At 63.2% G+C, this 13,269-nt stretch carries 12 protein-coding genes and 1 pseudogene; 9 read left to right on the top strand and 4 right to left on the bottom strand.

Going from position 1 to position 13,269, the window contains the following annotated elements; genetic code table 11:
- Nucleotides 1-52: 52 nt before the first annotated feature.
- The 4 genes and pseudogenes from BGI27_RS16150 to ycaO all read right to left on the bottom strand — a co-directional run bounded on the left by BGI27_RS16150 (nt 53) and on the right by ycaO (nt 4,943).
- Nucleotides 53-226, bottom strand: a complete 174-nt coding sequence (locus tag BGI27_RS16150) for a hypothetical protein (RefSeq protein ID WP_170943083.1) — start codon at nt 224-226, stop codon at nt 53-55.
- 187 nt (nt 227-413) lie between these two features.
- A pseudogene (locus BGI27_RS16145) lies at nt 414-1,242 on the bottom strand (class I SAM-dependent methyltransferase).
- On the bottom strand, nt 1,239-3,071 hold the full coding sequence (recQ, locus tag BGI27_RS16140; RefSeq protein WP_095525842.1) for a DNA helicase RecQ: 1,833 nt from the start codon (nt 3,069-3,071) through the stop codon (nt 1,239-1,241). The pseudogene BGI27_RS16145 and the gene recQ overlap by 4 nt, the downstream one beginning before the upstream one ends.
- 150 nt (nt 3,072-3,221) lie before the next feature.
- The gene (gene ycaO / locus BGI27_RS16135) at nt 3,222-4,943 is read right to left on the bottom strand and encodes a 30S ribosomal protein S12 methylthiotransferase accessory factor YcaO (RefSeq protein WP_095525841.1); all 1,722 of its coding nucleotides are present in this window, start codon (nt 4,941-4,943) and stop codon (nt 3,222-3,224) included.
- Between the two features lie 306 nt (nt 4,944-5,249).
- On the opposite strand from ycaO, the gene BGI27_RS16130 reads away from it, so the two are divergent.
- The 9 genes from BGI27_RS16130 to BGI27_RS16090 all read left to right on the top strand — a co-directional run bounded on the left by BGI27_RS16130 (nt 5,250) and on the right by BGI27_RS16090 (nt 12,964).
- The gene (locus BGI27_RS16130; RefSeq protein WP_172425487.1) at nt 5,250-6,647 is read left to right on the top strand and encodes a MutS-related protein; all 1,398 of its coding nucleotides are present in this window, start codon (nt 5,250-5,252) and stop codon (nt 6,645-6,647) included.
- Complete coding sequence (locus BGI27_RS16125) at nt 6,644-8,146, top strand: MutS-related protein (RefSeq protein ID WP_095525839.1); 1,503 nt, start codon at nt 6,644-6,646, stop codon at nt 8,144-8,146. Before BGI27_RS16130 ends, BGI27_RS16125 begins: the two co-directional genes overlap by 4 nt.
- 194 nt (nt 8,147-8,340) lie before the next feature.
- A complete protein-coding gene (locus tag BGI27_RS16120) occupies nt 8,341-8,958 on the top strand; it encodes a LysE family translocator (RefSeq protein WP_095525838.1) in 618 nt (205 codons plus the stop codon).
- A gap of 13 nt (nt 8,959-8,971) precedes the next feature.
- Nucleotides 8,972-9,406: a GNAT family N-acetyltransferase gene (locus tag BGI27_RS16115; protein WP_095525837.1), complete on the top strand. Its 435-nt coding sequence runs from the start codon at nt 8,972-8,974 to the stop codon at nt 9,404-9,406.
- A gap of 11 nt (nt 9,407-9,417) precedes the next feature.
- Nucleotides 9,418-10,320, top strand: a complete 903-nt coding sequence (locus tag BGI27_RS16110; protein WP_095525836.1) for a DMT family transporter — start codon at nt 9,418-9,420, stop codon at nt 10,318-10,320.
- A 159-nt stretch (nt 10,321-10,479) separates the two neighbouring features.
- Nucleotides 10,480-10,932 carry an Hsp20 family protein gene (locus BGI27_RS16105; protein WP_095525844.1) on the top strand — a complete coding sequence of 151 codons (453 nt, stop codon included), beginning with the start codon at nt 10,480-10,482 and terminating at the stop codon, nt 10,930-10,932.
- Nucleotides 10,933-11,054: 122 nt separating this feature from the next.
- Nucleotides 11,055-11,501: a nucleoside deaminase gene (locus tag BGI27_RS16100; RefSeq protein ID WP_223871866.1), complete on the top strand. Its 447-nt coding sequence runs from the start codon at nt 11,055-11,057 to the stop codon at nt 11,499-11,501.
- A 12-nt stretch (nt 11,502-11,513) separates the two neighbouring features.
- Nucleotides 11,514-12,437, top strand: coding sequence for a patatin-like phospholipase family protein (locus BGI27_RS16095; protein ID WP_223871865.1), 924 nt, complete (start codon nt 11,514-11,516; stop codon nt 12,435-12,437).
- A 2-nt stretch (nt 12,438-12,439) separates the two neighbouring features.
- Nucleotides 12,440-12,964: a P-loop nucleotide/nucleoside kinase family protein gene (locus BGI27_RS16090; protein WP_095525834.1), complete on the top strand. Its 525-nt coding sequence runs from the start codon at nt 12,440-12,442 to the stop codon at nt 12,962-12,964.
- Nucleotides 12,965-13,269: the final 305 nt, after the last annotated feature.

The following is a 13,269-nucleotide window of genomic DNA, read 5'->3' as shown; positions in this document are numbered from 1 at the left end:
CCACTTGGTTGCCAGCTTAAGGCTTCGAAGTGTCTAGTGAACCGGGGGCGATTCAGTTTGCGATGCCTGTCCATGCGGACTTGCGCTTGGCCAGCGACTGGAAGGTGGATTCCAGGCTCATCACTACGGCGGGAGTGCAATGCGCTGGCAGACGGATTTCAGCTTTGCATACTCCCGCCGGGATGCTGCGTGGCAGCTTGTTCGAGTTGAAAACACCCGATTCCATGCCCCGGATGCCGAAACATCAAAGACGCTTGTTGAGCGGCCACCCAGGCATTTCGGGAAGATCGATCTTCAGGATTTTGACCCCGACCACTACATAGGCGTCGGCCCGAGGTAGCAGACGCGACCAAGTGCCTTTCGTCCAGACCGGCCACAAGCCGCCGGTTCCGAATGCCTGATGAAAGGGCCTTTCACTCTGCCGGTGTGAAGAAGCGTTCCTGCAGCGACTCCAGCCCAAGACTGGCGAGGAGCTCTTCCAGCCTTGCGGCCGCAGCCTTGCAGCGTGCGTTGGGGGAGCGGCTGGCGATGATCAGCTCGTTTTTCATCGAATGTTCCCAGCCGACAAGTTCGGTCACGGTGAGTTGGTAGCCGTGAGCTTCGAGCTGCAGGCAGCGCAGCACGTTGGTGATGTGGCTGCCGAATTCCCGGGTGTGAATGGGATGGCGCCAGAGTTCGGCGAGTGCCGAGCGAGCGAGTGCAGCGGCCTTGTTTTCGCGCAACGCGGCGGCAACCTCGGCCTGGCAGCAGGGCACCAGCACCACGTGGCGGGCATGGTGGGCAAGCGCGAAGCGGATGGCGTCGTCGGTGGCGGTGTTGCACGGTGACGATCTCGACTTCGTCGGGCAGGGCCTGCGAGGCTATGGATTCCGCCACCGAGAGGTTCAGGAATTCCATGCCCTTGAATCCCAGGCGCTCAGCCAGCGCGCGCGAACGGGAGACCAGTTCGTCACGCGTCTCGATGCCGAAGATGCGTGCTTCGGGGGCATTCAGCTTGAAGAAGAGGTCATGCAGGATGAAGCCGAGGTAGGACTTGCCCGCGCCGTGGTCAACCAGGCTGAAATCCTGGCGCCGGCCCTGGGCGTCCTGCAGCAGCGGTTCGATGAACTGGAACAGGTGATACACCTGCTTGAGCTTGCGCCGGCTGTCCTGGTTGAGCTTGCCGTCGCGGGTGAGGATGTGGAGTTCCTTGAGCAGTTCGACGGATTGCTCGGGCCGGATGTCGTGGGTCTTGTTCTTCATGCGTTCTGTGCCTGACGGCGCTGATGCTTCTGGATCACTTCGAGGAATTGGCTGCCGTAGGCATCGAGTTTGCGCTCGCCTACGCCGGAGAGTTCGAACATGGCTTCCAGGCTCATCGGGCGGGCATCCAGCATCTGTTTCAGGGTGGCGTCGCCGAAGATCATGTAGGCAGGCACGTTCTGCTCCTCGGCAAGGTCACGGCGGCATTGGCGCAGTGCGGCCCATAGCGTGCGCGCTTCGTCCGAGGCGAAGTCGATCTCGCGGCGGACGCTGGTGGCTGCACGTGTGCTGGTGGATTCGCGCACCCGGCGCGCCACGAAGTTGGCTTCACCCCGTAACAGCGGGCGGCAGGCGTCATGCAATTGCAGGCCGCCGTGTTCGTTGATTTCCACCATGCCTTGCGCAGCCAACTGGCGCAGCAGCGTGCTCCATTGCGTTTCGGGGAGATGCTTGCCGATGGCGAAGGTGGAGAGCCGGTCATGGCCGCGTTCCTTTACCTTGGCCGAGGCGCGTCCGATCAGGATGTCGATCAGGTGGCCGGCGCCATAGCGCTGGCCACTGCGGTAGATGGTGGACAACGCCTGCTGTGCGGCCAGTGTGGCATCAAAGGTGTCCGGCGGGGCAAGGCACATGTCGCAGTTGCCGCAGGGCGTGGATTCCTCGCCGAAGTAGTGCAGCAGCAGCACACGCCGACAGGCCGGGGCTTCGCAATAGCCGAGCAGGGCTTCGAGCTTCTGACGCTCCACGCGCTTGATTTCTTCCGGCGCCTGCGACTGCGTGATGAGCTCGCGCTGCAGCACCAGATCCTGCAGGCCATACGCCATCCAGGCATTCGACGGCAGACCGTCGCGGCCCGCGCGGCCAGTCTCCTGGTAATAGGCTTCGAGTGATTTGGGCAGATCCAGGTGGGCGACGAAGCGTACGTCGGGCTTGTCGATGCCCATGCCGAAGGCGATTGTGGCGCACATCACGATGCCTTCACCGCGTACGAACTGGGTCTGATGCGCTTCACGCGTGGCCGGATCCAGCCCGGCGTGATAGTGCAGGGCGCGGATACCTTCGCTGCGTAGCCAGGCTGCCGTTTCCTCCACCTTGCGGCGCGACAGGCAATAAACGATGCCGGCATCGCCTTCGTGATGGGTACGGATGAATTTGAGCAACTGCCTGCGTGGGTTGTCCTTCTCCACCACGGTGTAGCGGATGTTCGGCCGGTCGAAGCTGGAGATGAAAACGCGCGCCTCCTGCAGGGCCAAGCGCTCGATGATCTCGGCGCGCGTGGCCGTGTCTGCAGTGGCCGTGAGCGCCACGCGGGGCACTTGCGGAAAACGTTCGTGCAGGATCGAGAGCTGGATGTATTCCGGCCGGAAGTCATGCCCCCATTGCGAAACGCAGTGCGCTTCATCGATGGCGAACAAGGCGATCCGCGCGGATTCCAGCAGGCCCAGACAGCGCGAATTGAGCAGACGCTCGGGCGCCACATAGAGCAGATCGATTTCTCCCGCGAGCAGCGCGCGTTCGATGGCGCTGGCTTCGGCCGCGCCCAGCGTGGAATTCAAGTAGGCCGCGCGCACGCCCAGCTGGCGCAACGCCTGCACCTGATCCTGCATCAATGCGATCAGGGGCGATACCACCACGCCGCAACCCTCGCGCAGCAACGCCGGAATCTGGTAGCAGAGTGATTTTCCGCCGCCCGTGGGCATCAGCACGAGGGCGTCGCCCCCCTGTACGACTTGCCTGACGATGGCAGGCTGTTCGCCGCGGAAGGCCTGGAAGCCGAATGTGTGGCGCAGGACGTGCAGCGCCGGATCGAGTGCTTCGGGAGAATTCATTGCGGAGCGTATTGTGCCAGCAGCGCGCCGGGAAGTCCCTGCGGCATGGCGCGGTGAGTGGCGCCATGCCGCAGCGGACTGATACGGTTCTGCATTCAGGCGCACCGCAGGGCACACCAATGCTGCGATACGTTTGAAGGCGAAACCGTATTACTTCAGTGCCTGCACCTTGGCGTACGCCGCCAGCAGCTTGCCATGCATCACGCAGCCCTCGAGATTCAGGCCGGGCGACGGCGTGCCGAAGAAACGCAATTCGCCGCTCAGCGTCACCATCGCCAGTTGCAGCGTTTCTTCGCCATAGAGACCAAGCAGGGCTTCCATGTAGCGCTCGTCGTCATCCAGGCGCAGCAGCTGCTCGATGCAGGAATACACGCGGCGGCGGGCCGGGTTGAGCTGGCTGAAATTGCCGACCCAGTGCAGTCCGGCATCCACGGCTTCTTCGTTGCCGATGGCCAGTGCCAGCAGGCACTTGAGTTCGCCCACACGCAGGTCTTCCCAAAGGGTGCCGGCATCTGGTGCCAGACCGATGAGCGCGGCCACCGGTTTCTGTTCGTCGAGGTCGATATCGTTGAGCGCTTCGAGCAGATCCGCGCATTCCGGCTCGCTCATTTCCTGCCAGTTGAGAATGCTCGGGCGCAGATCGTTGCCGATGCTGTTGTTGTCGAAATCCAGCTCGTCGAGCGGGTAGATCTCGGACATGCCCGGCACGATGATGCGGCAGGCGTGGGCGCCCAGATGCGTGAAGTCCGCGATCAGGATCTCGTGCCCCGCAGTGTGGATCAGGTCGACCAGGTGGGCGAAATCGTCGGCCGTGCTGCCGGCGAAATTCCAGCCCACGAATTCGTGATCGGGGTTGTTACCCAGGAGGTTCCAGTGCACGAGGCCGGAAGAGTCGACGAAATGGATCTCGATGTTGGGCACCGAGGCGACTTCCTCCAAGTCGTGGCCGGCTGGCGGAAAACCGTCCAGCGCTGCCAGTGCCCGGCCCTGCAGCAGTTCGGTGAGCGCACGCTCCAGCGCCACCTCGAAGCGCGGATGGGCGCCGAAACTGACGAAGACGCCCTGATCGCGCGGATTGAGCAGGGTCACATTCATGACCGGGAACTGCCCGCCGAGTGAGGCGTCGCGCACTAGCACGCCAAAGCCGGCATCGCGCAGGCCCTGGATGCCGGCGGCGATCTGCGGATGACGGGCGATGATTTCTTCCGGCACGGGCGGCAGGCAGAGGCCTTCGCGGATCACCTTGAACTTGACGTGGCGCTCCAGGATTTCCGAAAGCGCCTGCGCACGTGCCTCGGCAGGGGTGTTGCCCGCGGCCATGCCGTTGCTGACATACAGATTGCTGACGATATTGACCGGCATGTAGATGGTCTCGCCATCCCGCTGGCGCACGTAGGGAATCGTGCAGATGCCACGGTCGAAATTGCCGGTGTTCAGGTCCACCAGCGCTTCGGCATCGATTTCCCCACCGGGGTTGTAGAAATCCCGTAGCTCGGGTGTCAGCAGGCCTGCGGGCCAGTCCCATTCACCGTCAAGTTCGAACCATCTTTCCTGCGGGTAATGCGCGAATTCGCCGCTGGCGTGGGTCTCACCCAGGTAATAGTGCGACCAGAAATAATTGCACGAGAGTCGCTCGAAGAATTCACCCAGCGCACTGGCTCGGGCGGCAAGCTCGGTGGCACCCTTGCCGTTGGTGTAGATCAGCGGGCAGTCTGCATCGCGCAGATGTACCGACCACACACCTTCCACCGGGTTGAGCCAGCAGTGTTCTTCGGCACGAAAACCAAGCCTGGCGAGTTGAGCCTGAAGCTTGCCGATCGTGGTTTCAAGGGAGGCATCCTTGCCCGGGATGAAGTGTTCCGAAGTGCTCATGGGCTGGCTCCCTGCTGAATTGAAGGGGCGGGATGCTACAGGGGAAGTTCGGAAAAGGCCCGTGGAATCGTCACCGCGAAGCCAGCGCAAGCAGCCCGGTTCGGGTAGTCTTGCGGGCTTGTGCCGCTTCTGGCCGGTGTTTCGGGGCGTTCCCCTTTTCGCATGATTCCTGTCGCCGTTTTTCCCGGATTGCTTGACCCGGCAGGGCCTTTCGAGCCGGTCGAGCGTGCTTTGCCCGCACATTTTTCCGATCTCCAGCTGGATCGTATCTTTGCGGAGGCAAGCGCTCCTTTTGCCGCTCCTGGGTTGAATGCCCTGTTCCAGTCCCCGTGCCAAACCCCTGCGGTCATCGCCTGGCGTCAGACGGTGATGCGCGAGCTGGAGCAGCCGGATCTGGCGGCTGCCGTGGACGTGTTCTGCGGGGAGATGGAGAGCGTGCACTGCGTGCTCTCAATGCCGGCCGGCACCCAGCCCGAGGCGCGCCAGACACGCTGGTTCGTCGAAGTCGCCCGGCGCTACTGCGCTGCCGTGCAGACCTTTGCCGCAGCGCTGGCTCCCATGCCCTTGACGGCCGGCGGCTGGCTTGCCTGGCGGGAATATCTTCAGGCCCTGATCGGCGGTGCAGGTTTCATGGAATTGCAGGCGCATGCCGAGGCCTTGTGTTCCGAGTCGGGTGCGTTGCGTTATGAGCTGCTGCTCGATGGCAACCAGGTGAGCGTGCTGCCGGCACGGGATGAGGCGCCGGAGGACTATGGAGCAGTCCTGAAGCGCGATTTCGCAGCCTGGCTGCCGCCCCGTGAAAAGTCTGTGGTGAATGTTTTTCCGACCAGGCAGCTGGATCCGGTGGAGGCTGGCGTGCTGGAAGGTGTGCGCACGCTGTATCCGGCATTGTTTGCGCAATTGGCCGAGTTTCGCCGGGTTCAGGCTGATTTCGTCGATGCCGGCGTGGCGCGATTCCTGCGCGAGGTGCAGTTCCATCGCGCCTGGCTGGCCTATATCGAACCGCTGCGTGCCGCGGGCATGGCATTCTGCTATCCGACCTTCAGCACGGATGGCGAAGTCCAGGTGCGGGGGCTTTTCGATCTGGCACTGGCGCGTCAGCGTGCGGCGCAGGGGCAAGGCGTGGTCTGCAATGATCTGAGCCTGGGCGCGGATGAGCGCGTGGTGATCGTCACCGGCCCCAATCAGGCTGGCAAAACCACCTTTGCGCGCGCTTTCGGCCAGTTGCATCACCTGGCCGTGCTGGGGTGTGCCGTGCCTGCCGCCTCCGCCTGTCTGCGGCTGTGTCCGAAGGTGCTGACCCATTTCGAGCGCGAGGAGAACTTCGCCGAGTTGCGCAGCAAGCTGGAGGATGATCTGGTGCGCATGCGCGAAATCCTGGCTGTGGCCGGGCCTGACAGTCTGGTGCTGATGAACGAGGTGTTCGCCTCCACCACCTTGCAGGACGCCGCAGGCATCAGCCATCGTAGCCTGCAGGCCCTGCTCGATAGTGGAGCACTGGGGCTGATCGTGACCTTCATCGATGAGCTCGCCACGCCAGCATCTGGCGTGGTCAGCCTGGTGGGGGTTATGACAGGGGCCGATCCCGGCAGCCGCAGTTTCCGCTTCGCCCGCCAACCTGCCGACGGTCACGCCTACGCGATGGCCATCGCGGCGCGCCATGGCCTGACCTATGAACAGATCCGGGAGTCGCTGTCCTCATGAAGCCATGCCTGCTTTTCCCCTCCCGGGGAATCGATGCTGCCGCACCGCTGCCTGCCAATGCCGCCACGCTGACGCAGGATCTTGCGCTGGAGCCGCTGTTCGCCGCCATGGCCGATGGCGATGAATTCATCGATGCCGTTTCCCGCAGGGTGTTGCTGGCCCCTCTGTTACAGGAGGGGGAAGTGATCGTCTGGCGGCAGGCCGTGTTGCAGGATTGCGCACGCCAGCCCGAGCGCCTGGCGGCGCTGCGGACGCTGGCTGAAACCGCGCTGACCGCCGAAAGCAGGGCACTGCGTGGCGCTTTCTCACGTCTGCCGGAATCCCGTCTCAAGCGGGCCTGCCTGGCCTTGCGCATTCTGTTGCCGCATCTGCGCGCGTTGCGCGAGCAGGTCAGCGAGCTTGATACTTTCGTTTCGCCAGGCTGGCAGGGCCTGCGGGCACGTGTGCAGCAGCACCTGGGAGATGATTTCTTCGACAAGGCCGAGCAGCATCTGGCTGCATTGGCCTTTCCTGCCGGGATCAACCTGTGCGCCGGGCTGGACGCCGACAGCCGTCCCGGTGCGCACCGGCTGTATCCGCCGGAGCCGGCGCGTCCGCGTTGGCAGGTCTGGTTGCGGCGCCTGTTTCCCGCACGTCGCACCGCGGCGTACAGCTTCACGATCGGCCCGCGTGACGAGGCAGGTAATCGCGGGCTTTCCGAACAGCGTGCCCAAGGCATCCATGAGGCCAGCGAAGTCGTCGGCGCGCTGGTCGACAACGTGGTGGCCTTCTTCACCAGCCTGCGTGCGGAACTGGCGTTCTGCCAAGGCGTGCTGAATCTGCAAGCCCGTCTGAAGGGCTTCGGCGCGCATTGCTGCATGCCGCAAATGGTGGCGCAGCCGGGTATCTGCGATGTGGCCGGGCTCTACGATGTGAGCCTGGCCCTGCGCCTGGCGCAGCCGTTGAGCGGCAACACGGTGGAGGCCGCCGGGCAGGCGCTGATCGTCATCACCGGCGCCAATCAGGGCGGCAAATCCACTTTCCTGCGCAGCCTCGGGCAGGCCTGTCTGATGGCTCAGGCCGGTATGCCGGTGGCGGCCCGGCAGGCAAGCCTCGGGCTGCTGCCCGGATTGTTCACGCACTTCCGGCGCGAGGAAGATCGCCAGATGAAAAGCGGCAAGCTCGACGAAGAGCTTGCGCGCTTGGCAGGGCTGCTGCCTGATCTGCGTGCCGGCAGTCTGCTGCTGATGAACGAGTCCTTCGCGGCCACCAACGAGCGCGAAGGCTCCGAGATTGCAGCCGAGATCGTGCGTGCGCTGACCGAGCATGGCGTGAGAATCGTCTTCGTCACCCATCTGTATGCCTTTGCCAGCACTCTGCAGGCGGAGGGGCGGAAAGGGGTGCTTTTCCTGCGTGCCCAGCGTCTGCCGGACGGGCAGCGCAGTTTCCTTCTGGAGCCTGGCGAACCCTTGCCCACGGCCTGGGGAGAAGATCTGTACGCGCGCATCTTCGGTGCATGACATCCGGTTGGCCGGGCGAGCCTTTCCAGTGTCGCTCAGCAGGCGTAACCGCACTGTCGATGGTTTTCGGCGAGATATCCGCCTGCCCATGATGGATATCCCTGTCTATCCGATGGACATGTTTCCTGCGCCGCCATAATCTCCTGACTTGGCCTGCCGTATTGGAAACGGCAGCATGAATCGAGGAGGATCCGATGTTCGATATCCAGCATTACACGAGTTTCGTGGCCGCCATCCTGGTCTTCCAGCTCATTCTCGGGGCTGGCACGATCGCGATTCTGAATGCCACCGCTCGCAATGGCCATGCGGCTGGCTTTGCTGCCGTGGCGGGTACGCTGGCTGGTGATTTCGTATTCATGCTGGCCGCCGTGGCTGGCCTGGCTGCCGTGATGGCTGCCCATCCACAGCTTTTTCGGGCCTTGCAATGGGCAGGGGCGGCTTATCTGGTCTGGATGGGGATTCAACTATTGCGTGCCAGGATCGAGTCGACGGAGCGCGCCGAACCACACAGACACCCCTGGGTCTATTTCCGGCAGGCCTTCGCCGTCAGCATCACGAATCCGAAGGTGGTCCTGTTCTTCGTATCGTTTTTCCCGCTGTTCCTGAAGCCGGAGGCCTCCACGCTCACGCTGATGGCCATGATGCTGCATGTGACGGCGCTGAGCCTGCTCTATCAGACCATGCTGGTGCTGCTCGGCAATGGTCTGGCGGTGCGCATGCGCGGACTGCCGTTTGCCCGACGCCTGGCTACGCGCCTGGCGGGCGTGGCGCTGGTGGGGTTTGGTCTGAAACTCGCCCGGGATATCCGTTGAGGGAGTGAATTGAATGAAGGCAAGTGTTGAACTGGGAGATTGGGCTGCGCTGGGTACGGAAGCGAAAGGCGTGCGCCAGCGTGTGTTTGTCGAGGAGCAGGGGGTTCCTGCCGCACTCGAATACGACGCAGCCGATGCGGATTGTCTGCATGCCTTGGCGCGGGATAGGGCCGGGCGGGTGATCGGAACCGGCCGTCTGTTGCCCGATGGGCACATCGGTCGCCTCGCGGTGCTGGCGGACGCCCGCCACCAGGGGGTTGGGCGCGCGATCATGAAGCATCTTCTGGAGGCGGCCATTGCCCGAGGGCATGACCGGGTGATCCTGAACGCGCAGGTCGATGCTCAGCCTTTCTACCGCCTGCTGGGCTTCTCTGCGACTGGTGCCGTGTTTCATGAAGCCGGCATTCCTCACATTACCATGAGCAAGAAGCTCAGCGACGGTCGCTGACCCGTTCCTCCATGAATGATCCGGTGTCGCACGCCAGCAGGCGTGCAGGTATTGCTTGGGTGGCCGGTTCCGCGGCATCTTTCGGCGCCATGGCGATATTTGCGCGCCATGCCTACGCGGGTGGGGCTGACGTTGTGGCCGTGCTGTTCCTGCGGTTCGCGATTGCGGCGCTGACCCTGTGTGCCATCGTCGGTCTGGGCCGGCGTGTCTGGCCGGGGCCTCGCAATATCGCGATCCTGGCCGCCATGGGCGGTATCGGCTACGTCGGGCAGTCGCTGAGTTTCTTCTCGGCCTTGAAGTACGCCTCGGCAGGGTTGGTGGCCTTGCTGCTGTATCTGTATCCCTTCATCGTCACCGTGCTCGGCGCGGTGCTGACGCGCACCCGCCTGTCACGCCGACGTGTGCTGCTGATCCTGACGGCTTTGCTGGGCACTGCGCTGACCATTGGTGGCGAGGTGGCCGGGCAACCCTTGGGTGTGCTGCTCGGTGTCGGCGCGGCGTTGATCTATTCCGTCTACATCCTCGTAGGCGAACGCGTGCTGGCGCGCGAGGACCCGCTGGCGTCCGCTGCCGTGGTGATGTCTGCCGCAGCGGTGGTGTTCGGGGGGCTCGCGCTCTGGCAGCAGCCGGCCTTTCCGGCAAGCCTGGCCGCCTGGGGGGCTGTGCTGGCGATTGCCTTGATTTCCACAGTGATTGCCATGGTGGGCTTCTTCATCGGCGTACGCCGCCTGGGGGCGCCGGATGCTGCAACCCTGTCCACGCTGGAGCCGGTGGTGACGATGGTGCTGGAGCCGGTGGTGACGATGGTGCTGGCGGCGGTGTTTCTCGATGAGTTCGTGACGCCGCTACAGATGCTGGGGGCCGGCATCGTGCTGCTGGCTGTGATCGTGTTGGTGCGTGGCTCGGGAAGATAGGCGTACGGGCTGCCACTTTTCGGGAAACTTTCGAAAATGGAGTCTGATGCCATGAAAATCAAGTACTTGAAAAGTGCTTCCGGCGTACGCAGATAGGTAGGGCAGGTGCTCGAAGGTGAGGCCTGTATCGAACCTTCTATCGCTTACGAGGATATGAACATGCGTACCTACGATTTTTCTCCGCTCTACCGCTCCGCCATCGGTTTCGATCGTCTTGCCCAGCTGGCCGAGGCAGCCCTGAGCAACGAGCAACCGGCCTATCCGCCTTACAACATCGAACTGGTGTCCGAGGACAAATACCGCATCAGCATGGCCGTGGCGGGCTTCACGCGCGACGAGCTGGATGTGGAAACCGAGAAGAACACTCTGAAGGTGATCGGCCGCAAGGCGGTGGATGGCGCCCAGCGCACCTTCCTGCATCGTGGCATCGCGGCGCGGGATTTCGAGCAGCGCTTCCAGCTGGCCGACCATGTAAAGGTGGTATCGGCCAGTTTCGAGAATGGCCTGCTGGATATCGAGCTCGAACGCGAGCTGCCTGAGGCGCTCAAGCCGCGCAAGATCCTGATCGACGGGGGCGCTTCACTGCCACTGATCAAGGGCGAAGCTGCCTGAGTTCCAGGCCATCGGCGTCCGTCTGGATGGCGCCCGCCGGCCGCATGCCGGCGGGCGCTTTTGCTTCTGACGATGCCGGCTTACAGTACGGTCAGTACAAGGATGCTTCCGGGGAGTCTGCGATGCAGATGCATGATGAATTTCTGCGGGCCGCCATTGCCGAGGCGGAATCCGGGCTGGCCGAAGGCGGTATTCCCATCGGTTCCGTACTGGTGCACCGGGGGCGCATTCTGGGGCGTGGCCATAACCGGCGAGTGCAGCAGGGCAGCGCCATCCTGCATGGCGAGATGGATGCGCTGGAGCGTGCGGGCAGGTTGCCCGCCAGCATCTATCGCGAATCAGTGCTTTACACCACGCTTTCTCCCTGCGCGATGTGCAGCGGCGCGATCCTGCTGTATGGCATTCCGCATGTGGTGATTGGTGAAAACCTGAGCTTCAAGGGGGAGGAAGAACTGCTGCATGCACGAGGCGGACGCGTGGAGGTGGTCCAGGATCCGCATTGCCAGATGCTGATGCGCCGCTTCATGGAAGAGCAGCCCGGTTTGTGGAATGAAGACATCGGCATCTGAGGAGACATCCCCTTGAGTCATCATCGCCCCCGCATAGGCCTCGCACTGGGCAGTGGTTCCGCGCGTGGCTGGTCGCACGTTGGCGTGATCCGCGCGCTGGCGGAAGCCGGCATCCAGCCAGACATCGTCTGTGGTACCTCGATCGGCGCACTTGTGGGCGCGGCCTGCGCCGCTGGCGAAATGGCGCGCTTCGAGCAATGGGTGCGAGGATTGACCTGGCAATCCGTGGTCGGCCTGATGGATCTGAAGATGGGGGGCGGTCTCATCGAAGGCGGAAAACTCGTCGATTTCTTCCGCAAGACCTTTCACGATCAGGGCATCGAAACCCTCTCCAAACCTTTTGCCTGCGTAGCGACCGATTTGGTAAGCGGCCGAGAGCTGTGGCTGCGCGAAGGCTCGGTGATCGACGCCGTGCGAGCTTCCATCGCGTTGCCCGGTCTGTTCACGCCGGCGGTGCGCGAAGGGCGGCTGCTGGTCGATGGCGGGCTGGTCAATCCGGTGCCGGTTTCGCTGTGCCGCGCTATGGGTGCGGATTTCGTGATTGCCGTCGATCTGAACTGGGATCTCGTCGGACGGCGCAACCGGATTTCCGGTGATGGAGCCCTCACGCCGGAAACTGCCGGAGGCAAGGCGAAGACCACCAGCAACCGGCTGGTAGAGGCGATCATGACGCGCTTCCGTCCAGCCGGGCGCGTGGTACTCGCAGACGAAAAAGGCATGCCCTCGATGCTGGATGTGCTGACCACCAGCCTCAACATCATGCAGGTGCGCATCACGCAGAGCCGCCTGGCCGGCGAACCGGCGGAAATCGTGATCAGGCCGCGCCTGAGCGATGTCGCCGCCATAGATTTCCACCGGGGGGACACCAGCATTGCCGAGGGAGTAAGGGCTACGGAATACGCGCTGCCCATGATTCACGAGCTGTTATCGCGCTGAACATGGAGAAGCCTGGCGCAACGCTCTTCATGTTCTCGGGTTTGTCCGGTGTCGGCAAGACCACGCTGGCGCGCGCTTTGGCGGCGCATCTTCGGGTGGCTTACCTGCGGATCGATACCGTGGAGCAGGCGCTTCGCGATCTGTGCGGCTTCAAGGTGGAAGGGGAGGGCTATCGGCTGGCCTACCGCATCGCGGCCGAAAACCTTCGCCTGGGGCTCGATGTGGTGGCGGACTGCGTCAATCCCGTAACGCTGACGCGTGATGAATGGGGTGCTGTCGCGCACGCGGAAGGGGCGCGGATCTGCAATATCGAGGTCCTCTGTTCAGATCCGGACGAGCATCGGCAGCGCGTCGAGGGGCGGGCAAACGATATCGCCGGCCTGGCGCTTCCCGGCTGGAACGAGGTGATGCAACGGGAATTCCATGCCTGGCGAGAAAATCGTCTGAGGATCGATACGGCCCGACGTGGTGTGGCGGAAAGCCTCGCCGAGCTGCTGCGACGACTCCCACAGGCCCGGCAGTCCTGAACGATCCGGCATGATTCGCGTACGTCAAGGCATTCAGGGACTGGGGCAAGGCGGGAAAAAACCGGGCTTTCCTTCCGGCACTTTCAGGGCAAAGCCCTGTCGATGATCTTTCTCTCTCCAACCTGTTTCACTGCCGATCGTGCCAACGCTCAATTTCACGTGTCCTTGTCCAGCCTCCCGTCCGGACCATTCCGCTTCACCGCAGTGGCGTGATGGCCGCTTCGGCAATGAAAAACCCACCGTCATGATGTGAATCGCCCCGGGTTTCCTAGACAGCCCCGAGCTTCATGAAATACTGTTTTTCA

The organism is Candidatus Dactylopiibacterium carminicum (genome assembly GCF_014736495.1).
GTDB lineage: Bacteria > Pseudomonadota > Gammaproteobacteria > Burkholderiales > Rhodocyclaceae > Uliginosibacterium > Uliginosibacterium carminicum.
The sequence above is the reverse complement of the archived record's forward strand: the minus strand, read 5'-3'. Positions and strand labels throughout refer to the sequence as shown.